The sequence below is a fragment of the Shewanella sp. 0m-6 genome (genome assembly GCF_052977325.1).
In genome coordinates this window covers 88,552-110,600 of the sequence record NZ_JBRIMD010000001.1, presented here as the reverse complement: position 1 = coordinate 110,600, position 22,049 = coordinate 88,552, and the positions used below count along the sequence as shown (strand labels likewise).

20 protein-coding genes are annotated in these 22,049 nt (G+C 44.9%); 6 read left to right on the top strand and 14 right to left on the bottom strand.

What is annotated here, in order from left to right:
• Positions 1–59 precede the first annotated feature (59 nt).
• Positions 60–1,205: a hypothetical protein gene (locus tag ACVBJC_RS00520; protein ID WP_447159034.1), complete on the top strand. Its 1,146-nt coding sequence runs from the start codon at positions 60–62 to the stop codon at positions 1,203–1,205.
• Between the two features lie 244 nt (positions 1,206–1,449).
• Here the strand turns inward: ACVBJC_RS00520 and ACVBJC_RS00515 are convergent, their stop codons facing one another.
• From ACVBJC_RS00515 to ACVBJC_RS00490, 6 genes are all read right to left on the bottom strand, one after another.
• A complete protein-coding gene (locus ACVBJC_RS00515) occupies positions 1,450–2,094 on the bottom strand; it encodes a hypothetical protein (RefSeq protein WP_447159035.1) in 645 nt (214 codons plus the stop codon).
• Between the two features lie 116 nt (positions 2,095–2,210).
• Entirely contained in the window at positions 2,211–2,432 is a 222-nt protein-coding gene (locus ACVBJC_RS00510; protein WP_447159036.1) for a hypothetical protein, read from the bottom strand.
• A gap of 687 nt (positions 2,433–3,119) precedes the next feature.
• The gene (locus ACVBJC_RS00505; protein ID WP_447159037.1) at positions 3,120–4,277 is read right to left on the bottom strand and encodes a M20 aminoacylase family protein; all 1,158 of its coding nucleotides are present in this window, start codon (positions 4,275–4,277) and stop codon (positions 3,120–3,122) included.
• 82 nt (positions 4,278–4,359) lie between these two features.
• Positions 4,360–5,346 (bottom strand): DMT family transporter, encoded by a 987-nt coding sequence (locus tag ACVBJC_RS00500; protein WP_447159038.1) that lies wholly within the window; start codon positions 5,344–5,346, stop codon positions 4,360–4,362.
• A gap of 39 nt (positions 5,347–5,385) precedes the next feature.
• The gene (locus ACVBJC_RS00495) at positions 5,386–6,165 is read right to left on the bottom strand and encodes a maleate cis-trans isomerase family protein (protein WP_220782605.1); all 780 of its coding nucleotides are present in this window, start codon (positions 6,163–6,165) and stop codon (positions 5,386–5,388) included.
• 63 nt (positions 6,166–6,228) lie between these two features.
• Positions 6,229–7,395, bottom strand: a complete 1,167-nt coding sequence (locus ACVBJC_RS00490) for a M24 family metallopeptidase (protein WP_447159039.1) — start codon at positions 7,393–7,395, stop codon at positions 6,229–6,231.
• A 340-nt stretch (positions 7,396–7,735) separates the two neighbouring features.
• On the opposite strand from ACVBJC_RS00490, the gene ACVBJC_RS00485 reads away from it, so the two are divergent.
• The 4 genes from ACVBJC_RS00485 to ACVBJC_RS00470 all read left to right on the top strand — a co-directional run bounded on the left by ACVBJC_RS00485 (position 7,736) and on the right by ACVBJC_RS00470 (position 11,702).
• On the top strand, positions 7,736–8,416 hold the full coding sequence (locus ACVBJC_RS00485) for a helix-turn-helix transcriptional regulator (protein WP_447159040.1): 681 nt from the start codon (positions 7,736–7,738) through the stop codon (positions 8,414–8,416).
• Between the two features lie 19 nt (positions 8,417–8,435).
• The gene (locus ACVBJC_RS00480; RefSeq protein ID WP_012157267.1) at positions 8,436–8,819 is read left to right on the top strand and encodes a RidA family protein; all 384 of its coding nucleotides are present in this window, start codon (positions 8,436–8,438) and stop codon (positions 8,817–8,819) included.
• Between the two features lie 84 nt (positions 8,820–8,903).
• The gene (locus ACVBJC_RS00475) at positions 8,904–10,082 is read left to right on the top strand and encodes a diaminopropionate ammonia-lyase (RefSeq protein ID WP_447159041.1); all 1,179 of its coding nucleotides are present in this window, start codon (positions 8,904–8,906) and stop codon (positions 10,080–10,082) included.
• A 681-nt stretch (positions 10,083–10,763) separates the two neighbouring features.
• Positions 10,764–11,702, top strand: a complete 939-nt coding sequence (locus ACVBJC_RS00470) for a YeiH family protein (protein ID WP_447159042.1) — start codon at positions 10,764–10,766, stop codon at positions 11,700–11,702.
• A gap of 413 nt (positions 11,703–12,115) precedes the next feature.
• On the opposite strand, the gene ACVBJC_RS00465 is transcribed toward ACVBJC_RS00470, so the two are convergent.
• From ACVBJC_RS00465 to ACVBJC_RS00430, 8 genes are all read right to left on the bottom strand, one after another.
• Complete coding sequence (locus ACVBJC_RS00465) at positions 12,116–12,835, bottom strand: DJ-1/PfpI family protein (protein WP_447159043.1); 720 nt, start codon at positions 12,833–12,835, stop codon at positions 12,116–12,118.
• A 212-nt stretch (positions 12,836–13,047) separates the two neighbouring features.
• Positions 13,048–14,232: an HD-GYP domain-containing protein gene (locus ACVBJC_RS00460; protein WP_447159044.1), complete on the bottom strand. Its 1,185-nt coding sequence runs from the start codon at positions 14,230–14,232 to the stop codon at positions 13,048–13,050.
• 255 nt (positions 14,233–14,487) lie between these two features.
• Positions 14,488–14,703, bottom strand: a complete 216-nt coding sequence (locus tag ACVBJC_RS00455; protein ID WP_447159045.1) for a hypothetical protein — start codon at positions 14,701–14,703, stop codon at positions 14,488–14,490.
• 32 nt (positions 14,704–14,735) lie between these two features.
• Complete coding sequence (locus ACVBJC_RS00450; protein ID WP_447159046.1) at positions 14,736–15,497, bottom strand: DNA-binding protein; 762 nt, start codon at positions 15,495–15,497, stop codon at positions 14,736–14,738.
• A gap of 51 nt (positions 15,498–15,548) precedes the next feature.
• Positions 15,549–16,094, bottom strand: a complete 546-nt coding sequence (locus ACVBJC_RS00445) for a core component of ECF transporter (RefSeq protein WP_447159047.1) — start codon at positions 16,092–16,094, stop codon at positions 15,549–15,551.
• Positions 16,091–16,771, bottom strand: a complete 681-nt coding sequence (locus ACVBJC_RS00440; protein WP_447159048.1) for an energy-coupling factor transporter transmembrane component T — start codon at positions 16,769–16,771, stop codon at positions 16,091–16,093. Before ACVBJC_RS00440 ends, ACVBJC_RS00445 begins: the two co-directional genes overlap by 4 nt.
• Positions 16,761–18,206, bottom strand: a complete 1,446-nt coding sequence (locus ACVBJC_RS00435) for an ATP-binding cassette domain-containing protein (protein ID WP_447159049.1) — start codon at positions 18,204–18,206, stop codon at positions 16,761–16,763. Before ACVBJC_RS00435 ends, ACVBJC_RS00440 begins: the two co-directional genes overlap by 11 nt.
• Positions 18,207–18,222: 16 nt before the next feature.
• On the bottom strand, positions 18,223–20,172 hold the full coding sequence (locus ACVBJC_RS00430; protein WP_447159050.1) for a TonB-dependent receptor: 1,950 nt from the start codon (positions 20,170–20,172) through the stop codon (positions 18,223–18,225).
• Positions 20,173–20,632: 460 nt separating this feature from the next.
• Between ACVBJC_RS00430 and ACVBJC_RS00425 the strand changes: the two genes are divergently transcribed.
• Positions 20,633–21,991 (top strand): isochorismate synthase, encoded by a 1,359-nt coding sequence (locus ACVBJC_RS00425; protein ID WP_447159051.1) that lies wholly within the window; start codon positions 20,633–20,635, stop codon positions 21,989–21,991.
• Positions 21,992–22,049 lie beyond the last annotated feature (58 nt).

Sequence of the window (22,049 nt, the reverse complement as noted above, 5' to 3'; positions counted from 1 at the left end):
TCCAAGCCTATCATTCAGCTTGGTTGACGTTTTTTTAGTCACCTCCAGAGACAAGCCCTATGTACACTCGGATGTTGCCTTGTATTTTCGCTTCACTAGTTTCAAGTATTACTTTTCCAGTATTCGCCGCCGATGACTTAAGCGGGATCTGGCAAGGCACCTTAGGCAAGAGCAAAATTCGTGTCTGCTTTAATGAATACGGCACAGGCAGTTATTACTATCAGCGTTACTTAACGCCAATTAGACTCGAGCAGGTCGATAACCATTGGCAAGAAGACAAGCAAACTGGCTTCTGGCAGTTTGATAATGTCAGCTATCAGCAACTTACGGGGCTCTGGTTCAATAAAGAACGCTTTAAAACCGAGAGGTTCAATAAAGAGTTGTCCAATACTGAGCCCTCTCAAAATAAGCCCACAAAATCATTAGCCATTACGCTTAAACGCCAAATCAGTCCTGATGGCATCAATGACTGCAGCAGCGACGCTTACAACCTACCGCTAGAGACAGCGCCAAAGCTTAGCCGTGGTAAATGGCAGCCATTTGAGAATGAAGACTCTGAGTCATCTACTTCTGACCAAGCTAATCCTCAGTTATCAGGATCTCCGCAGATTAGCTATCGCCAACTCAGCTATGGCACAGAAATCAGCTTGGAGCTTAAAGGCGAGCAAGCAGGCATACCGGCGATTAACCAGTGGCTAAAGCAGAAACTAACGAGTAAGACTCAACTTGCAGAAACCTTTGAAACCCGCCGCAGAATGTTGGCGCAAACCGGCCTGCCAATCACAGATGAAACCGGAGCTGAAATCGATTTTATTAACCAAGATTGGCTTAGCGTACGATTTTACCGCTGGGCAGCAGGTTATGGCGCCGGTGGCATCAATCGCACTTTCACTAGCTTCAATCTAAGTGATGGCCAAGCATTCAACCCATGGCAATGGTTTAAACAAGACGTCGCCCTTGATGAAATGCGCCACCAACTGCCACCAGCCCTACGCAAAAAACTGTTTGCCGACATGGAAGTTTATGAAGATTGCGACAACTCAGACGGCTCAGGCTATTTCTACCTCACCCTCAGCCCAAAAGGCATCGAGCTTTGGGAAACACCTAACGGCAGCGGCTGTGAAAACGAGTTCACACTCAGCCCCCAAGAGGCGATGCCGTTTGCCACCGAATACGGCAAGAGTCAGCTGAAGCTAATGGAGTAAGGCTCCATTGTTGACTCAGGTATTGGAACCTTAGAGTAGTCTTTAAGCCGAACTTAAATCGACTATCTGTGGTTCCAATGGCCTGCGGCCAGCGCATGTGCAGATACTTCCGTGACACGCAGCAAGTCCATCCATGGAGGCTCGGCCATGACGTCCATGTCATGGACGGTCACGGCCGTACCTACACTGGATTAGAAAAGCGGAACAACTAGCTTCCGTGTTAGCCATAAAAAGAGCTGGATATTTAATTCATCAAATAATCCGCTAACCCATTTAAGACTATAGGTAAAAACCAACCAATAAGGCCACCAATAATTAGGCTCGGAATCTGATATTTGAACTTAGACTTTTCTTTTAACTCTCGAGTTAATGTACTTATTTCTTGAGATTGGACATCAACTTTTACCGAATGTTTTGTAATTTGCTCTGAAATCATGTTGATCAAAGATGAATCAATCCCCAAACCTAAACGATTAATCAATATATTTTCAGACATCAAAATAGGTTTACCATGTTTTAAAATGTATGGGCAACCTTCGGAAAAAGCTATGGAGTCAGATTTGACAACTTTGATTAGATAGACTTGTTGAAAACGAGGACTATGCTCCTGAATTTCAATATCAGCGCCTTCAATGTAAGCTTTAGCATCATTGATAAGAACTCGGTCTACATTTTGAAAGCCCGAGCCATACCCTGCTTCAGAATAAGCACCAATCAGAATGTAGCCTCCGTTTAAATTACTCATACCAACAATATGCTCAGACAGCGATTTAGCTGTGATTGTCGCTGGTAATATGAGTCGCGTTTTGCCATCTACAGTTTCTTTAAAATCAGAAGCCCAATCTTGTTGAGAAGTATCCACTAGCGGCAGTACTACATTATCGTCCATAGCGTAACCTCGATAATTTCAATGCTAAATACAAATTAATTTAGGTACTCGATGAGCCACACCTGTTGGGTGATAATACGTATAACCTGCGGTGCCTAAATTTAGGGACGTAAAGATCAAAACATCAAGTCCATAGATGGATGGCACCGTAAATCAACTGATGAAGTGAGTATCCCTTCCGCTACCATGATTTTTCCGCGATTCCCCTCTGAAGATTCAACATCCCTGATCTCAGTAACGACAACATTTTCAAAGTAAGGGAGCGTATCACCCACCTTAATTAAAGATATGTAATCTGATTTCAATTCTTCTTTATTGAACTCTAAAGTAACTTGCATAATTAATCTCCTTATTATTGAGAAGCCATTATAGCACTAATGAAAAAAATATTTTCCCGCAAGCAACTGATACTATTGTGTTTAATTTTCCGTTACCTCTAATTATATTTACCTTGTACATTGTATTTATGAAAATTTGAACACAAACCTTTGATATTACTAAGCACAGTAATGAGCTATTTCTATTAGATTATTAATCTATGCATACCTATGGTTTTACAGCCTCTTTGGCACTGAAAGCTCACAGAAAACACCGACTTCCCCATCGGAGTTGCCGAAGTACGTTGGAATAAATCGCGTGAGCCCGACAGGGATGTCGGGTTAGCTTTCGCGGGGCAGGATGCCCCATCGGAAGCGTTAGTGATTTATCCTTAAGTATGAGGATCAACAACTTCGTTAGGGGCGGCAGGGGTGATCCAAGAGGGGATTGCTGTTGATCCCCTCTTGGCCGAGTGTGAGCTGGAAGCTCACGACCTTTACCAAGCGCAGCTTGATTGCTTACCGCCGTAAAGCATTAAATTCAGGCACAGCCTGATAAAATTATCAAACGAAGTTTGATTGCTTCCACCGAGCAAACGGTAACAAAAAGGCTATGAACCTAAGCTCATAGCCTTTCTATATCGACCTCGTTTGAGACGAAACTCAAACTCAGTTAACTCATGTGCAAATTACTTAGCCAAACACTGCTCAAGCTTTATTTAAACACTGCTCTACGAGGGTCTGCCAGTATCTCAGACCAGATACCAAGATATTGTCGTTGAAGTCGTAAGTTGGCTTGTGTAGCGCTACGCTACCACAATCACAGCCTGCGCCGTTACCCACTAGGATGTAACAACCTGGTGCTTCACGTAGCATGAACGAGAAGTCTTCACTGATAGTGAATGGCTGACAGCTGCCGTTAACTTTATCTTCGCCAACCACTGTTTCAGCCGCGCGAATCGCGAAAGCCGTTTCAGCTGGGGTGTTGATAGTCGATAAGAAACTGTTGTTAAACTTGTAAGTGTAATCAACGCCTGCAGACATACACTGACCAGCAACGACGCGTTCAAGTGCTTTTTCAATCTTGTTTAACGCGATATCAGTAAAGCTACGAGTATCACCCGTGATAGTCACTTTAGTTGGGATAACGTTAACCGTACCGTTAGTGGCAAACTCAGTGACCGAGATCACCGCAGTTTCGTCAATCGCGCTTAGGTTGCGCGATACGATCGTTTGGATTGCAGTGACGATTTGCGCGCCAACAACGATTGGGTCAGTGCCCATGTGTGGCATAGCCGCGTGGCCGCCGGTTGCTAGCACTTCGATTTCAAAGCTACTTTCACTGGCCATTACTGAGTGTGGACGCGTCACAAAGTGACCTGCTTCAATACCCGGTAGGTTGTGCATGGCGTACACGCCGTCGATTTTCCAGCGGGTAAATAGGCCGTCGGCGATCATCGCTTTAGCGCCTGTGCCACGCTCTTCATCTGGTTGGAAAATGAAGTAAACCGTACCGTCGAAGTTTTTAGTTTGTGCCAGCTCATGGGCTGCAGCAAGTAGCATTGCCGTGTGACCGTCGTGACCACAAGCATGCATGGCGCCAGTGTTTACTGATGCGTAATCAAAGGTATTTTCTTCATGAATATGCAGGGCATCCATGTCGGCACGCAGACCAATTGAACGGTCGCTATCGCCACACTTTAAAATACCTACAACGCCAGTACCGCCGATACCTGTGTGTACTTCAATGCCAAACTCTTCTAGTTTGCTTGCTACAAATGCTGCAGTCTCGTGCTCTTGGGTACCAAACTCTGGGTGCTGGTGAATGTGATGACGCCACTCGATAACTTTCTGTTCGATATTCATATTCTTTATCTCTTCTAACAAGCACCGGTGACTAGGTCACCGGTGATAAAAATGGTTTTTATTTGCTAACTGAATAACTCAGTTATTGGCTGCGGCAAGGCTTTGGCGCTAAAGGTAATTCAACTTCAACCTCTTCTGCTTTCACCTTGTTCTTGTTACCTAACTTCATGAAGGCAATCATTGAAGTGATAACCACTGCGATTGCGATTAAGCGCATCGGTGTTACCTGCTCACCTAGTGCAAATACCGCTAGGATGAATGAAGACAGTGGCATTAGGTTTAGCGCCATACCCGTACCGTCAACACCTACACGTTCCATACCGTAGATGTAAACTAGGTAGCTCATACCAGAGATACACACACCTAAGATAACGATACACATAATGCGTAGTGGCGAGCTAAATACATTCAATGCAGAGCTAAAGTCAGCGCCTACAACTAGCAGGTACAAACCAAAACCTAGTGCTGCGAATACAAACTGGTGGAACATAGTCGCAACTGAACCGTATTTCTCTGCTAGCTTGGCACGAGCGTAAGCCATTGTTGCAAAGCTTGCTGCTGAGCCGAAACAGATTAGGTGACCAATGTTGAAGCCTTGAGTCTCTGACTGTGGGTCCATCACTAGAATCGCCACACCTAGGAAAGCACCTAGCGCACACATGATTTGCATAACAGTGAAACGCTCACCGTGACGTAAGAAGCCAACACTTAAGATTAGGATTGGGATCAAACCTTGGATCACGCCGTTTTCAGAGGCGGTAATATAATCCAAAGATAGGAATGATAGGAAGCTGAAAGAACCTTGACCAATGATACCGCAACATGCAGCCCAGAAGATGTCCTTACGGTTTTCCCAGTTAAGTTTGAAATCGGCTTTCTTAGTCATCTTGCCCGTTGCAAGACCGATGTTGAAAATCAAACCTAGTGTAATAAATGCAACAGTGTAACGTAACCAAACAAGTACTTGAGGATCCATCACCTCAAGAATAGGCGTACCAACAATCCACGGAATACCCCAAAGTAGACCTACGAAAATAGCAGCCATCCAACCTTTTTGTGTATTAGTCATTATTATTTTTCCAACAATTTGTAATTGGTAGTCAACAGCTTAAGCTGTTTGATTATTAAGTAGTTTGCCGTAACCTGGGCATTGAGCCACGTTGCCGGTTAGGTGCATTGCATGCCAGAACATTGCAGAGTTGCTGCACACTACTGGGATGCCGAATTTCGCTTCGATCTCTTCAATATAATCAAGTACACGTAAGTTAGTGCATGACATAAATACTAATTCTGCGTCAGAATCTTTTAGCATCTGCTCAAGCGCTGCGAACATTGATTCTTTAGCGACTAGAGTGATGTCGGTATCGCGTTCGATACCAAGTGAACCTAGTGTTACTACGTCAAAATCTGCATCAGTTAACTGCTGGTACAGTGGGTAGTTAACGCTAGTTGGGTAAGGAGAAAACACAGCAATCTTTTTCGCATTCAAGTGCTTGAATGAAGCTTTTGCTGCTGTCCATGGGTTAGTCGCTGGGATGTCACCACGGTTTTGAGTCAATAAATCTGCGACTTTTTCTTCACCGATAATGATTGAAGCTGATGTGCAGCCAAATGCCATCACATCCATAGGTAGACCTGTTGCGATCAAGTCAGACGCTTCAACGATTCCGCTAGCGATTTGATCAAGTGCTTCAGGGGTCATTTCGCTTGAGTAGTAGACGCGAGAGCTAAATACGCCTGCTTGTGTGCCGAGTAACTTAGCCCAGTCCATTTCTAAACTGTGGTCAGTGCTTAACTGCACTAAGCCGATGTGTACACGGTTAATTCTTGGTGCCTGCTTGTGTTCAAGCGGCTGTTCAAACGAGGTAAAGGCTTCAAAACTCATCATAATGAGATTCTCTTCAGTATGATTTCTCCAGCTCCCTTTGGAGAAATCATTGGCTATATTAAGTTATTTAATAATCAATAGTTCTGGTTCAGCGCGCTTGCTTAACCACTCTGCACCGTTCTCGGTGATCACGATGTTTTCTTCGTGAACCATAGACTTGCCTGGTGCGTAAACCATGCCTGGCTCTAGTGTCATCACCATGCCTGGTACTAATATCGTGTTGTCTGTTGCCGTGTTTGATGGACGCTCAGTTAGCTCGATACCTAGGCCGTGACCTAGACGACCTACGTCGTTACCTAGCGCGCCATTAGCTTCTAGTACTTTCCACATTGCGTTGTAGATATCTGAAGTGGTGTTACCTGGGCGTGCAGCTTCAAAGCCCATAGTGGTTGCTTCGTAAGTTGCGCGGTAAGCGGCTTTAGTTTGCTCACTTGCGTGGCCAAATGCCCAGTTACGGTCAAAATCAGAGAAGTAACCGTCACGTACTGCACCGGTGTCGATGATTAGCACGTCGCCATCTTCGATTACGCGGTCAGTTGGACCCATAATGATGCTGTCGTAACCGTCTTGGCCTGAACCTGCGATGATGTATGGACATTCATCAGCGCCTTCCATCAGCATGTCGATACCGAACTGCTTACAAATTTCACGCTCAGTCATACCGGCTTTGGCATAACCTGGGATTTTGTCGAAACCGACGTTAGTGATACGGCAGATTTCACGCACCTTTTCAATTTCAGTCACTGACTTAACTTGGCGAATGTCGTGAATCGCTAGTGAAACGTCAACGAACTCTTTGCTTACTAAAGTGGTTAACTGTAAGTAGTTAGCAACAGGCATACGTAGGTGAGACTCAATACCTAGCGTGGCACCCACACGACCAAAACGTGAAGGTAGGCTGTTAAGCACGCTAGCTACAATGCTGATACCGTCGTCATCTGGACGTGGTGAAGCCCAAGTGCGGATGTCATCAACCCATGTACCTGCCATGCCGCTTGCACCGATTTCAGGAATAACGGCAATTGGCTTGCCTTCAGCAGGTAGGATTAGAAACCATGGACGAGTCGGGCTGTGCCAGAACTGAGTGTGGAAGCCTGAAAAGTAACGCACATTAGGCTCAGTAGTTAACAGAATCGCATCAACTTCTAGCTCGCGCATCTTCTGCTGAGCTTTAGTTGCACGCATCTCAAATTCTGCTGTTGTAAATCCACGCTGTAATATGCTTTTCATTTTTATCTCCACATCCCACACAACTGGCCTATTTGCCAAAAGGTCACTAAAGTGACCGGAAACCTGTTTTAGTCAACTATCGTTAACTTGGTGCGCATCATACTGTTTGCAGAATTTAAAAATGTGACACATATCTCATAGTCAAAATCTGTTAACTCAAGATGCATCATCAAACTGAAATTTCATGACCAAAGTCAAATATTTTGAACCACAGTTAAATATTACTTGCGTAAAAGTCCTAAAAAACGTCCCATAGTTACATAAAGTTGATTCAAGGGTTGAATTGTTAACTCAAAAAGTTGACAATAACAGCATCTATAGTTCACAAAAGTAATCTGAAATGATCAAAGCGGCAGAACAGGCATTCAAAACAGAATTTACAGCTAGAGATCGTGCGCTACTGCAAAGCTATTTCCATCTAGCTGAAAGCATGGCCGATCTAATAGGGCCTCACTGCGAAGTCGTGATCCATTCTTTAGAAAGCTTTGAACAGTCAGTGGTGAAAATCGTTAATGGTCATCACACCGGTCGAAAAGTGGGCTCGCCGATAACAGATTTAGGCTTAAAGATGCTGCGCCAGTACGAACAAACCGGCGAGCTGACCCCTAAGAGTTACTTTAGTAATAACAAAGGTGGCGAGATGTTGAAGTCGAGCACCTGCATATTACAGGGTGAGAAAGGCAGACCGATTGGCATGTTTTGCGTCAATATGAACTTGTCGTATCCGTTCCCTGAAATTATTAAGACCCTGATGCCAGATACAAGCCAGCATCACAGTTTTGATATGACCGAAAACTTCAGCGCATCAGCTGGAGATGTGGTTGAGCAAGCGCTAAACCACGCGATTTCAGAAGTTGAAGCTGATACCAGCGTTAACCTGAAAGGTCGCAATAAAGCTATTACTAAGGTGTTGTTTGATAACGGCATCTTTGAATTAAAAGAAGCAACTAACATTGTTGCTAACCATTTAAGTATTACCAAACATGCGGTGTACAAGTACATCCGTGAATTTAAATCCTAATTATCGAGATAACAACGCTATGAAAACTGTAATCCATACTGAAAATGCTCCTGCTGCAATTGGTCCATACTCTCAAGCTCTTGCTTTCGACAAGTTAGTATTCACCTCAGGTCAGCTACCACTAGATCCTGTGACTATGGCTTTCGTTGAAGGCGGCGTTAAAGAGCAAGCTTACCAATCTCTAAAGAACCTTAAAGCTGTTCTAGAGCAAGCTGGCGCAGGTACTGACACCGTACTTAAAACAACTTGTTTCCTAGCTAACATGGAAGACTTTGCTGTTTTCAACGAAGTTTACACTGAAGTATTCGGTACTGAAGCAGCTCCTGCTCGTTCTTGTGTACAAGCTGCTCGTCTTCCAAAAGACGCGTTAGTTGAAGTTGAAGCAATCGCCTTCATCAAATAATTTAGTTTTAAAGTAAGCCCTGCTGTCCACTTACCTTTAGTGAGTGGACAAATGCCTCCTTGTTCATAATTTATAGTGGTTACCATGCTAAAGCTGACTCAAAATGATTTCTTTAACGGCGAGACTTCTGATCTTTTTACAGCTCAGATCGCTGAACAAACTCGTCAATTCCACCAGCAGATCGAAGCTTACCAACCGACTCCGCTTATCTCTCTAGAGCAGCTAGCGGCGCGTCTTGGTGTTAAAGCGATTCTGGTTAAAGACGAATCTTACCGTTTCGGTCTAAATGCTTTTAAAGTACTGGGTGGTTCTTACGCTTTAGGTAAGCAACTTGCTGAGCACTTAAATGTAGATATCAGTGAAATTGATATGAAAACCGTAGCAGCTAAGTTAAGCGAGCCATTGGTTTTCGCTACAGCAACTGCTGGTAATCACGGAACAGGTGTTGCCTGGGCTGCACGTGAAATGGGTCAAAAGGCTGTTGTTTACATGCCAAAAGGTTCATCTCAAGCAAGTGTGACTCGCATTAAGAATTTGGGTGCTGAGTGTATCGTTACTGACTGTAACTACGACGATACGGTACGTATTGCTAACCAGACTGCAACTGAAAATGGTTGGATGCTAGTGCAAGATACCGCTTGGGAAGGCTACGACAAGATCCCAACTTGGATCTCGCAAGGCTATATGACTATGGCTGTTGAAGCGCAAGAGCAAGTTGAAGCTATGGGCCTTAAGCCGACTCACCTAATGCTACAAGCTGGTGTTGGCGCTATGGCTGGCGGCCTATTAGGCTACTTCGCTGACAAAGTTGGCGCAGCTAACTTCAAGACTATTATTGCAGAGCCTGCAAAAGCGGATTGTATCTACAACTCAGGCATAAAAGGCGAAATGGTTGCCGTTACTGGCGAGCTAAACTCTATCATGGCAGGTCTTGCATGTGGCGAGCCTAACCCTGTGACTTGGCCAATCCTAAAGCAGTGCAGCAGCTTCTTCGCATCAGTTGAAGACGAAGTGACTGCAACAGGTATGCGCGTGCTTGGTAACCCACTAGCTGGCGATACTAAAGTGGTTAGCGGCGAGTCAGGCTCACTAACGCTAGGTCTACTTTACATGCTAGCAAGCCGAGAAGAGTACAGCGAGTACCGTACACAGCTTGGCCTAGACCAAGATGCGGTTATCATGCTGTTCAGCACTGAAGGCGACACTAACCCAGACCGTTACCGTCAAATCGTTTGGGAAGGCATGCACAGCACTGCTAAATAAATTCACTGAATTTAGATGACAAAAAGCCGCTTAACTGCGGCTTTTTTGTTATTAAAAGAAAGGACGGACTACGTCCTGATAGGTCCTAGGTTCTAGATCCTAGGTGCTAGGTGCTAGATCCTAGGGCGTTCGCAGGCTCACAGCGTAAAGATAGAGCGCTCACAGGCTCGCTTCTAGAACGGTACTGCGTACCTACGAGGACGCCAACAAGTTGGCTGCTAGGAAAAGCATAAAAGCAGCCCAACAGAACCTCTTAGCTTTACCGTCTTAGCTTTACCGTCTTAGCTTTACCGTCTTAGCTTTACCGTCTTAGCTTTACCGTCTTAGCTTTACCTAGGACCTAGAACCTCGCACCTAGGATCTTTCTTTTCCTAGAACCTTTCTCGTCTTTCTGTAGGTCGGCATTTATGCCGACAAATTATTTATATAAACCAAGCTTGATGGGTTAAAGCCCAACCTACTAAAAAATATGCTTTTCCGTCTTAGCTTTTTTCCGTAAGCACAGCGTTCCGTCAGTGACGCAGTCACGTTCCCTAGGCTGCAGGCCGTCCGTCTTAGCTTTTCCTAAAACCTTCCAGACATTCAATTTTGCTGACTACAACCGTCAACACTATTTAATTTATTAAATCTTGTTCGAGCGTTATAATTATCAACCGATCTGCTATATACGACTGCCTTTTAATGACCAGCGAAACCCGCAACAAAACCCATTTAGCCATTTTTATTATTGTTGGTCTCATCTGCCTATTACCTATGGTGTCGTCTCCTGTGGCGCTAATTTTGGGCTTTACGCTTGCCAGCATAGGCTGGGCGCCGGATCAAATACATCTTGGCGCGCTGACCAAGAAGCTTCTGGCCTATTCGATTGTCGGTCTTGGATTTGGCATTCAGCTTGACGCCGCTGTTAGCATTAGCTTAGCCAATCTCCCCCTCATTTTGGGCTCGATTATATTCACGCTGATTTTAGGTTTTGCCTTAACGCGCCTACTCAAGCTAGATCATAAAACCGGCCACCTAATTGCCTCTGGCACCGCTATTTGTGGTGGCAGCGCCATTGCGGCCGTATCTCCCGCAATTAAAGCCAACAGCGAACAAACGGCTATTGCCTTAGCCACGGTATTTATTCTTAACTCGATTGCACTGTTTGTGTTTCCGGCCATCGGCCATGCTCTATCGATGAGCCAGCATGATTTTGGGGTTTGGAGCGCGATTGCTATTCACGATACGTCATCTGTCGTGGGAGCTGCTTCAGCTTATGGCAGTGAAGCCCTTACAACCGCTACGACGATTAAGCTGGCACGCGCACTGTGGATCATTCCAATCGCACTCATCAGTGCCATGTTGTTTAAAGGCGATAAAAATAAGATTGCTATCCCCTACTTTATTGGCTTTTATTGCTTAGCGATTGCGATTGCCCATTGGCTGCCGCAAGGCGAAGTCGTGTACGGGGCAATATTTGAGGTATCAAAACGATTACTGGTAGTGTGTCTGTTCTTGATTGGTGCCGGTATTACGATTAAGAAAATGAAATCAACTGGTCCTAAGCCACTCATTTTAGGCGTGTTGTTATGGCTGGCGATAGGTAGCAGTTCACTGGCGTACATTTTACTGCTTAACTAACTCATTACTGCTTAACTAACTCATTACTGATTAGTCTCATTACTGATTAGTGCGCTGTACAATCGCGCGATATAACCATAAAGCAGTGCCCTTACAGGCGCTGCTTTTTATTGCGACGTCTTACTACCTTCTCTATTACGATCTCGAGCGCTATGACGCCAAACCAATAAGCCAAGCAAGCAACTAAACGCACCTAAATCTATTAAGGCGCGCGTTAAACCGCTGGTGAGTAAAGAGGCAGTAATTAACACTGCGCAACACAATAATATTAGCCAGTTATTCAATGTAATCTCCCCTCTTAGGCAGGCTAAATGAATGGCTATTATTGGTGCTTAGTACTGATCTCGCCAATATCCTTTATTACTAATAAATAGCAATAACTACTAAGGCTAGATGATTTACTTATAAATGACCTAAGCTAAGTCCGCGGCATAAGGGTCATTATTGGGGTCTTCAATCCAGTTATATTCGGTTAGTGTTTGGATACGCTTCGCCTCCTGCTCGCCATGCAGGTGCTTGACCCAAAACAGCGCCGCGTCTGTGCCTGCCGATACGCCCGATGAGGTTAAAAACTTACCATCAAACACCCAACGCGCTTTGGGCTGCCATTGTGGATTATCGTTTAGTGATGTCACCCATTGAAACGCCATTTTATTGGTGGTGGCTTTACGCCCGTTAAGCACAGAAGTCATTGCCAGCAATGCGGTACCCGTGCACACAGTAAACACGTTTTGACTACGGTCAATCTGCTTAATAAGCCATTGGCGCAGTGCTGTATCGCTAACTAATGTGCGAGTACCTAATCCACCAGGAATTAATAGCAGATCGCAGTCATAACTCTCTGTTGTTAAACAATCGGCAACCACACGCGGCCCCTGATAACTTTTGACGATCTCTGTGGTGGCCACCAGCTTTATCTCGGTATTGGGCATATGCCCAAGCATCTCAACTGGGCCGTGTAAGTCTAGGGTTTCGTAGTCATCAAACACCAGTGCCAGTATGCGGTATGTGCCCTTGGTGAACGGTGTGTTAGTAGCAGATAGCTGCAAGCTTGTTTTAGCCTGTAGCGTAGGCGCAATAACACTGCCGGCCATCATCAGCGAAGCCCCTTTTATAAACTGTCTACGTTGCATTATTTGTTCCCCATCAATCTCAATATTTTATGTAGGCTTAGTCTATGACCAGTGAAATTAATTCAATGCTTATTCAGCCGAAATAACAAATCGTTCACCAAAAATAGAGGCGGCTCAAACTTTAATTTCTTATTGAGATCTAAGAGATGTGAAATCGGCACAAAAAAGCGCCCAATTAAGGACGCTTGATGTTCGATAAACCCGACTTTTCACTAGTAGAATTGTGTCGGATCGATATCTAAACTGCTTGGCGATATGCCTTTTTCGATATTAAATGACGATCGAAGCAGATCGACAATCTCCACCTTGGTGTAGCATTTATGCTTCATAGAGTAGAAGCACTTCACTTTGGGGTGTAATGCGTCTCGTCCTTTAGATTCCCATACAATCCCAATGCGACCATCTGATAGCTGTACTAACGAACCTACCGGATAAACGCCGACACAGCGGATAAATTCATAAACAAGTTGTTGATCTAAGTGAAATGGCGTCAAACTCAATAAGATCTTAAATGCGGCTGCAGGGCTCATAGCTTCTTTATAACAACGGGTCGCTGTTAACGCATCGAAGATGTCGACAATACAGCTCATCCGCCCATGAACAGGGATCTCATCCCCCTTCAATCCCAGCGGGTAGCCTTTGCCATCGAGTTTTTCATGGTGCATCAAACTAATATCTTTACTGACTTGAGATAACCCTGTGGTCTGCTCCATAATTTCAACAGCATAAGTTTGATGCAGCTTAACGTGCTCATACTCTTCGGCAGTTAATTTACCCGGCTTGTTTAACACTTCACTATCGACCTTAATCTTGCCAATATCATGCAAAATTCCACCAACCGCCATTTGACGCAGCATGTCAGTATCGAAGTTTAGGTAACGGCCGAAAGTCACCAGCAAAAAGGCGACATTAATAGAATGCTCGAGCAGATAGGCGTCTTTGGAACGCAAGGCTGAGACACATTTGAGGGCATCGGCATCGAGCATCACCGACTCAATCATGCTATCTGCTAACTGTTCGAACGGCTCGACCTCGACTGCCTTGCCTTGAAATGTTTCAGATAGCACTTTTTGGATGAGATCTTTAGCCTCAACAATCAGCTCTTTTGCCTGCTTTTGAGTAGTGGCACGTTCAACACTGACTTTTTTTACCACTGGCTTAGGCGCAGCTGTTGGCCGCTGTAATCCCAAGTCTGGTGCTGAGCGCTCAGCATTAACCCACACATGAGTCACTTGGCTCTTATGTAGTCTTAAAATGGCTTCAGCACTGCGAATTTGCCCAGCGCTCGCAATATTAACTTGGCTGTTACTTTTGTCTATTGCTTCAACAAACATACCTACTTTCAACTTAGAAACAGGTATCTTTATTAAGTTATTTGATTCGAATGAATCACCCATTATCTCTTAGGTCCCCGGATGATTTAGCCATAAATACAGCAACTAATTAGTCACGGTATCCCTCACAGATCTCTGATGTTGTGACCCGGCTTACGCAGAGCCCATCTTGTTATTTCCTGTAAGAAGTTGGCTATTCTATTCTCTGAACTGTTAAATCACCATAGACAAAGTTAATTAATATTCACTAATGCACGACAAATACACACCAACTTGTAAGAAAAAACGATATTTCATTACTCATGCAAATATCAATGGCTATTCGGCGCGCCGCTTATGACATTGAAAACTCGTCGGCTGCCAGCGGCGATACATACAGTTGTAACAAGAGCGAGCAACATTATCAGTATGCTCATCTTCGTCATCACTGAGAAATATCTCACAACTGGCGGCGGCGGCGCGGGCCGGCAGATAATCTTCTACGCCAAACTTAAACTGCCATAAGCCATCTACTTGGGTAAACCACAGCACCATACTCCCTCCTATTATCCTAAACGGTATGAAAATTAGTAAGGCTTTAACTGCTGCTTAGTCGCATTTAACCACCGGCCAGTCTCAGCGCTAACGAGTAGCGCAAATTGATACTGAGTGAATACCGCCTTGATCTTACCTTTAAGAAACAGCTGTTGATCATCTGCTAGCTTCTCTCCATCAACGGAGATCACCGCCTGTAATCCTGTCAGTGCTAATACCTCTGCTACGCTCATCTGTACTTCATCTGACTCATCCGCAGCTTGTCCTAGCTTTAGCTGGCCTTTCACGCGACCATCTTGACCGCTGAGACGTAAGCCCAACCCCGCAAGTGCACCGATCACGCCTTGGCCTGTACCGCCATGCTCAGAGAGATCAATGCCTAGCGCTTCAGCCAAGGTGTAAGCCTGCGGTTTTGTCTTTACTTCTACTTTTGCCTGCTGACCAAAAGCGATCAGTTGCTCGATGTCATAGCGGGAGGCTAAATCTAAGATGGCTAAACCGGGATCCGATGCCGCTGCCGATTCTTGCTTTAAATGCGCAATACAGATGGCTTTAATCTCATTAAAGCTCAATGTTGTAGCAATCTGAAAGCACATGGCACTATTGTGCGATGTGTAAGGAATATCAGGATGCACAAACAGTTGATGACGTGTCACCAGTCGACTAACAGCAAGTGCATTGTCTTCGGTTGATGCTACCACAGCCAGTTTTGCCGCAATCTCTTCGGCAATTTCGCCCGTGCCCTTGGTACCGATATCATCAGTATCATCAATGCAGATCAGCCACTCTTTCATCTAAAACCCTTATTTATTGGTGCAGTTATTAATTGTCATTTTTAAACGGCGTTACTTATCATCAAGCTGATCTCTATGTAGCAGATCGTGGGCATGCAGCCGCCTTAATACTGTGGGCACTAATAGCGCTGCCGCGATAGCAAATGCACCACCTTGTATAAAACTGAGTCCAAATTGAGCCAACGCAACTTGGCCGCTCATTCCTGCAAGCAAATTACCAACCCAACTTTTACCCGCCCAGGCTAAACAACCCACTAGCGCTAAAATAATGCTCTGCCAACGCACGCTAAACAGCCCCGCCATCATGAGTAACATCAGATCCATTGCCAATGCTGGCAGGCCAAATTTAAGCAATATCAACGGCCCTCCTTTGCCCACGCTTAACATCATGGCCACTAAGCCAGCGAGAAAACCACAAGCGGTAATGCAACCCACTCGGCCCACAGCGCCATAGCAAACCAAGTAAAAGAAGGTCATTAAGAACATAGAGTGCCCGCTCAATCCTAGCTTGAGGCGTAACATGCTTTTTAATACCACCAGCAAGGTGGCACAAAACCCAATAAATAGGGCATCTTGTAGATCAAATGGAGATTTCATTCATCCTCTCTTGTTGCAGGCCAATGTGTTGGCTGATTAACTTTACCGAAATGGCGTAATTTGGCTGCTTGTGCCATCTGCTTTGATAGCTTTAATAATTGGATCAGTACCGGGAGCACCACACAATAGATGAGCTCTGGCCAGTTTTTAGGGTTCCTCAGTGCCTTAGGGGTAATGTTTGCTCCTCGTAAGCACTGAATGGCGTATATTTCTTTGGTTTCTTGCAGCATATAGGGCAGCAAACCAATGGAAGCGGCGATGACAAAAGCCCATTTAGCGGGGAGCCCCCAACTCAACACCTCACCAAGGCGCTCCGGGCTCTGAGTACTCGATAGCCACCAGCCTGGTAACATGGCCAGGAATACTCGCAGCACCACAATCACCCCCTCTAGCAGTTGCGCTTCGCCATGTAATAGATAATAGAGCGGTAACGTTAATGCCAACTGCACGAGACCGAGTCTCAGTAAGGCGATGATCTTGTTCTTAAGATATAAACCATGAGCAACCAGTATTAGATCCACCAGCACTAGCCAGATGAGCCCAGTGTTGGGAAGAAAAAAAGCGCTACTCGATAAGACTAAGCTCAGTACTAACGCCAGCGCGCAGTATTGAGTCGCACTCAAACTCAAGCCTGAATGCTTATTGGCGCGCCGTCCTATGCGGTGCTTAGCCCACATTACGCGACTCTATTTGTTCTGCGCCATCAACCAGCTTGCCAGAGCCTATCAACCAGTAGCGATCAACCTCGAAAGCGGGGATCGCACGATGACTCGTAAGCAAGATCCCGCAGCCTTGCTTACTCAATTGCTGTAGTAAGTTCACCACCTTGTCGACATAGCGCTTATCAAGCCCGGCAAATGGATCATCAAGCAGTAAAATCTTAGGCTGCAAACAAACCAAAGAAGCCAGAGCGATAAGATGCTGCTGACCATAGGACAATTTATGCGGTGAGCACTTAGCCAGATGAGTTAAGCCCAAGGTGTCTAACATCTGCTCTGCACGCACTAAGGGGAGCTTGAAACGCTTTAAGCTAAATTGCAGCTCAGCGAGGACATTTTGCTCAAATAACTGACGATTTGGCCGTTGCATCAATAAACCTAAGTTAGCGCCATAAATCCCCAATTGCGGCCGCTTGCCCAGCACAGTAATAGGAAAGTTAGGGATATTGGCCTGAATACCTGCCAAGGTTTTAAGCAAACTGCTTTTACCTGCGCCGTTATCACCGACTAAGGCAATGACCTCACCACTAAACAGTGACAAGCTCTGCTGGCAGTCAAACAGACAATCTTGATCGATGAATCGAAAGTGATGTGGTTGTATTTTGATGAGGCATTCGCAGCTCTCAAGTTTAAAACCAGACTTGATACCAATGACAGCGTCTTTATCCGATCCCGAGGCTAGCTTAAAAGCACTCTCTTGCCCGTCACCTGATACGCCTTTGCCTGTAGCGGTTTTCTCTGTGCAGCTCCTTGTAGCGGTTAACACTCCCTCTTTTAGCACGCCATCTTCTAAGTGCCATAGGTAGTTAACTATGCCAGCAAAAGCACTAGGGTTATGCTCAACCATGACAATTGCAACGCCCTCATCTAACAGGGACTCGAGAACACTGTGCAATTCACGTACGCCACCGTCATCGAGCTGCGCCCAAGGTTCATCAAGCAGTAATAAAGAGGGCTTAAACACCAGCTGCGCTGCCATCATAAGCCGATATTTCTGCCCTAATGACAACACCTCTACAGGCGTATCTAAACTGATGTAAAGCCCTACTCGCCTTAGTGATTGCTGAACTTTTTCAACCATCTGCTCGGCATCAACACCGAGGTTTTCTAACGCAAAAGCGATTTCTGCTCCGGCACTTTTACGCAGAATTTGTACATTGGGATCTTGCATGACTAAGCCGACCAGCAATGAGGGGGCACGATACACCTCCCCACCATGGGGTCGAGTCAGCTCTGAAGCCATCAAGTGCAGTAAGCTTGATTTTCCGCATCCTGTCGGGCCGTTAATACAGTGGCATTCCCCACGATTAACCACCAAATTGAGATCATCCAAGATCTCACTTTGGTGCGAGCCATAGCCAAATTGAATCCCTTCTAGCGCTATGAGTTTCATACTTTCCCCCGAAAACCTAGATCTGCCAGTTTATGCCGACGAATACCTGACGACCCGCTTGTGGCATAAAGTCGCTTTGATAATAAAGCTCATCAAATAAGTTCGTTGCTCGAACATATAACTCTAAATTTTCATGCCAAATATTTTGGCTCAAACTTAGATCAACTAAGGTGTAATTATCTAATTGAACACCTTTGCCGTTGACTTGATCTATGATGCGCTCAGCATCTAAACGCGTCGTTAAACCAAAGGAGAAGTCATAACTCGCTTGTAAGCGAAGGTTGTGAGTTGGGCGGTATTGCAAACGCTCATTGGTAGCACGGTCTTCTGTATCTATGTAGCTATAGGCGAACGTTAATCCCAGATCATCGAAATATTGGTTAGTCATCTGTAGATCAACACCCATAAAGCGGTAGTCGCCTATATTTTGTTCTTGACCAAGATCATCTTTAGCAATGTAATCATTGGCATCAGTAACATAGCTACTAATGTCTAATTGGCTATCAAAAGGTAAAGATTGTTGTAGACCAAGTTCAAACTGGTGAGCTACCTCAGCCTTAAGATCCACATTACCGCTAGTAGCCGCATATAAATCACTAATTGATGGGTAACGTACTTTTTGTGCGATACCGGTATGAATACGGCTTGAATCTGTTACTTGATAAAATGCTGACGCTTGTGCTGAAAAGTCTGTTTCACTATTAATATCGCGATCATAATTATGTACAGCTGCACCTAAGCTGTAACCATATTTACCGTCATCTTGATATTGATACTCAGCAGCGCCGGTATAAATAACAATGCTTTCGTCAATATCGCTTTGGCCAGCTTGCCCGCCACCAGTGCCGTTGCCACCACTTTTAACGCTAACACTGCGCAATTTGTTGGTATAAGAGAACCAATCTTGCTTTTCTACAATCACTGACGTCGTTAATACCGCGCCATAATCAAATTCATTGATAAACTGTATGTTGGTACCACTGACTTTCGAGGTACTGTCCACAATACTGTTTACATTATTCATTCTATGGTTATAAAAGTTTTCAACCATATCTGTTTGATTATAATAAACAAAGCCACGTAGAGTCTGAGCATTATTTATTTCATGCGCCGCACCTAACTGCATGCTTTGCTCGTTATAATCTTCAACTCTTGATGGCGGTTTCTTACGATCTACTGTGGGTGATAGTCCCCATTTACCATCACGTTGGCTGTAGTTAGCCATCAGTTTGGTTGAATCATTGATGAAATAACTACCTTGAGCATAATAGTTAGTTAGTTTTCTATCAGAGTTAAAACGTACGTCACCGGTTTGATTTCTAGTATCTTCAAAATCATCTGCCATTGGTGTGCCATCTGTTTCTTGATGAGTCACACTCATAATGCCTTGCCAGTTATCGCCGCTACCCGCTGCACTTAAGTCGCCATTAAAGGTATTGTCATGCGCAGCCTCTAAACGACCAGAAAGAGCCGGCGCATTATCACCTTGCTTGGTAATAATGTTGATGACACCGGCACTTCCGCCAGGCCCGTACAGCACCGAGGTAGGGCCAACCGAAACTTCAACCCGGGCGATTTGATTGGTTGGAATAACAGTGGGATCAAACTGACCATCTTCAGTGCTACTTGCAGGTACACCGTTAATTAAGAACGTAATATGGCGAGTTTTTAAACCGCGAATATCAACTCTTGGAATGCCTGCAGCCCCTGTTCTTACATAGATACCTGGTACATTTTGAAGTACTTGATCTAAGCTTTGCGCGCCTGATGCCTTAATCTCGTCAGCATCGATGCTCCAGTGAGTAGTGGCCGCTTCAGTCACAGAAGCACGTTCACCATGCACCACGATAACGTCTGTTACATCTAAAATAGGGCTTCGCTCGAGCTCATCAGCTTGAACTTGATAAGCTAAGCTCATCGCCAATGCTAATGTGGATACTTTCAGCACTTTTTGTTTCATTTTCATCTAGTTTCATCATCCTAACGATCTGTTTTTCGCTATTCTCAAAAAGCTGCGCCTATCTCTCAAGTAAATAAAATCATAAAACAAACTTAGATCGACTAATTTGAACTTTAAGGTAAGAATGGAAACTCAATGACGGACAAATTGACCCACACTTTGTGTGCAAAGGACAAAAGGGGGCACGAATGTCACAGATTAAAAAACGCACACTGGGTATCGGTAATGGCTAAGTGGCTATAACTAAGGTTATTACTAAAGAATAAGGAAATGATTTCGGTTAAATCTAAACCATGCTGATAAAATAGTCAGTGGAAGCTCACACAGGTAGAGTAATCGACTTGACACTGCATGCTCAGACTATTAGTTTGTGGTAAAGATTCTTATTACCAATGTGCGATGGGTGTATCCCAATTAGAGGCAGCTCCTCTAAGCAAGCCCTAATGATATTTGTTTGGAGTACTTATTGACCATCCCCTTGCTGCCTCAAGCTATTAAGTCTTTAACCGACAAAATCAAATCCTTTACTCTTCAACCAAACAGCGACCCGATTGTGCAGCTGTCTGTGGTGGTTTCGCCGATCCCGGTGATTGCCTGGCTGGCAGCGCAAACCACTTACCCTAGAGTGTATTGGAAAGGCCGTGATACCCAGGAAGAAGTTGCAGCCATTGGCTGTTGCAAAGATTTTTTCTTTGGCGATGACGTTGATGATAGTGAGCTCTCTGCTGAGTATCAAAAACAGCGGTCCCTTACCAACAATCAAGACATACGCTATTACGGTGGCGTGGCTTTTGATCGCCGCAATGAAAGCTGGCCTGAATTTGGTAAAGCACATTTTATTCTGCCGCGCATCGAGCTTCGCCGCAGTGGTAACGAATTCAAACTATTAGTTAACCTCAATTTTACCGAGCAAGCTTTCGCTCAAGAAATTGATGATGCGCTACAGTCATTGCAAGCATTAGATGCACCTAAGCCATTAGCACCACCTAACAAAGTGGCACTGATGAGCCGTAGCGATCGGCCTGATAAGTATCGTTGGAACGAATTGGTTAATCGTGTCACCCATCCTAAATTTATTGAAGACACCCCTAAAGTGGTTTTGTCTCGACTGACTCAACTTGAGATCAATGAAGTCGTTGACCCTTGGATGTTACTGGCCTGCTGGCAAGGACGTAATCCAACCAGTTTTCAGTTTGGCTTTCAGTTTAGCCCAGACAGTACTTTTATCTCTTGCACCCCTGAGCGCTTATATCGCCGTCGTCAACGTGAACTATTTACCGAGGCGCTAGCGGGCACGACTGTGCGCGGGCTAAACCAAGAAGAAGACAAAGAACTGGCGCAGGCGTTACTGGATGACACTAAAAATAGCCACGAAAACCAACTTGTTAGACAGCATATCGTTAATGTTCTTAACCCACTCAGTAATTATGTCGGCGCTGATGAAACACCAACGGTATTCAAACTAAGCCACATTCAGCATCTGCACCGCTCTATTCGTGCCGAGCTAAAGCCCGGTGTGAATGACTTTCAGCTGATCCAGGCGCTGCATCCAACACCTGCCGTAGGCGGCTTGCCTAAAGAGTCAGCGATGAACTTTATTCGTCAGCAAGAAGGCTACGTTAGAGGCTGGTATGCGGGAGCATGTGGGTATTTTAATAAGCATGAAAGCGAATTTGCCGTGGCAATACGCAGTGCACTGATTGAACCTGGCCGCATCAATTTATTTGCTGGCGCTGGTATTGTTGCGGGCTCAGAAGCCGATAAAGAGTGGACCGAGCTTGAGAACAAACTCACTACGATTTTATCGATATTGACTGAGTTGTAACGCTTAATCCCTATTGCTAATCATACTCAGCACGCAGAAATTATGCTGCTGCTGAGAT

What these genes read in the sequence shown, in the direction of transcription:
- ACVBJC_RS00520 (WP_447159034.1), top strand. Translation starts at nt 60, where the DNA reads ATGTACACTCGGATGTTGCCTTGTATTTTCGCTTCACTAGTTTCAAGT.
- ACVBJC_RS00515 (WP_447159035.1), bottom strand. Translation starts at nt 2,094, where the DNA reads ATGGACGATAATGTAGTACTGCCGCTAGTGGATACTTCTCAACAAGAT.
- ACVBJC_RS00510 (WP_447159036.1), bottom strand. Translation starts at nt 2,432, where the DNA reads ATGCAAGTTACTTTAGAGTTCAATAAAGAAGAATTGAAATCAGATTAC.
- ACVBJC_RS00505 (WP_447159037.1), bottom strand. Translation starts at nt 4,277, where the DNA reads ATGAATATCGAACAGAAAGTTATCGAGTGGCGTCATCACATTCACCAG.
- ACVBJC_RS00500 (WP_447159038.1), bottom strand. Translation starts at nt 5,346, where the DNA reads ATGACTAATACACAAAAAGGTTGGATGGCTGCTATTTTCGTAGGTCTA.
- ACVBJC_RS00495 (WP_220782605.1), bottom strand. Translation starts at nt 6,165, where the DNA reads ATGATGAGTTTTGAAGCCTTTACCTCGTTTGAACAGCCGCTTGAACAC.
- ACVBJC_RS00490 (WP_447159039.1), bottom strand. Translation starts at nt 7,395, where the DNA reads ATGAAAAGCATATTACAGCGTGGATTTACAACAGCAGAATTTGAGATG.
- ACVBJC_RS00485 (WP_447159040.1), top strand. Translation starts at nt 7,736, where the DNA reads ATGATCAAAGCGGCAGAACAGGCATTCAAAACAGAATTTACAGCTAGA.
- ACVBJC_RS00480 (WP_012157267.1), top strand. Translation starts at nt 8,436, where the DNA reads ATGAAAACTGTAATCCATACTGAAAATGCTCCTGCTGCAATTGGTCCA.
- ACVBJC_RS00475 (WP_447159041.1), top strand. Translation starts at nt 8,904, where the DNA reads ATGCTAAAGCTGACTCAAAATGATTTCTTTAACGGCGAGACTTCTGAT.
- ACVBJC_RS00470 (WP_447159042.1), top strand. Translation starts at nt 10,764, where the DNA reads ATGACCAGCGAAACCCGCAACAAAACCCATTTAGCCATTTTTATTATT.
- ACVBJC_RS00465 (WP_447159043.1), bottom strand. Translation starts at nt 12,835, where the DNA reads ATGCAACGTAGACAGTTTATAAAAGGGGCTTCGCTGATGATGGCCGGC.
- ACVBJC_RS00460 (WP_447159044.1), bottom strand. Translation starts at nt 14,232, where the DNA reads ATGGGTGATTCATTCGAATCAAATAACTTAATAAAGATACCTGTTTCT.
- ACVBJC_RS00455 (WP_447159045.1), bottom strand. Translation starts at nt 14,703, where the DNA reads ATGGTGCTGTGGTTTACCCAAGTAGATGGCTTATGGCAGTTTAAGTTT.
- ACVBJC_RS00450 (WP_447159046.1), bottom strand. Translation starts at nt 15,497, where the DNA reads ATGAAAGAGTGGCTGATCTGCATTGATGATACTGATGATATCGGTACC.
- ACVBJC_RS00445 (WP_447159047.1), bottom strand. Translation starts at nt 16,094, where the DNA reads ATGAAATCTCCATTTGATCTACAAGATGCCCTATTTATTGGGTTTTGT.
- ACVBJC_RS00440 (WP_447159048.1), bottom strand. Translation starts at nt 16,771, where the DNA reads ATGTGGGCTAAGCACCGCATAGGACGGCGCGCCAATAAGCATTCAGGC.
- ACVBJC_RS00435 (WP_447159049.1), bottom strand. Translation starts at nt 18,206, where the DNA reads ATGAAACTCATAGCGCTAGAAGGGATTCAATTTGGCTATGGCTCGCAC.
- ACVBJC_RS00430 (WP_447159050.1), bottom strand. Translation starts at nt 20,172, where the DNA reads ATGAAAATGAAACAAAAAGTGCTGAAAGTATCCACATTAGCATTGGCG.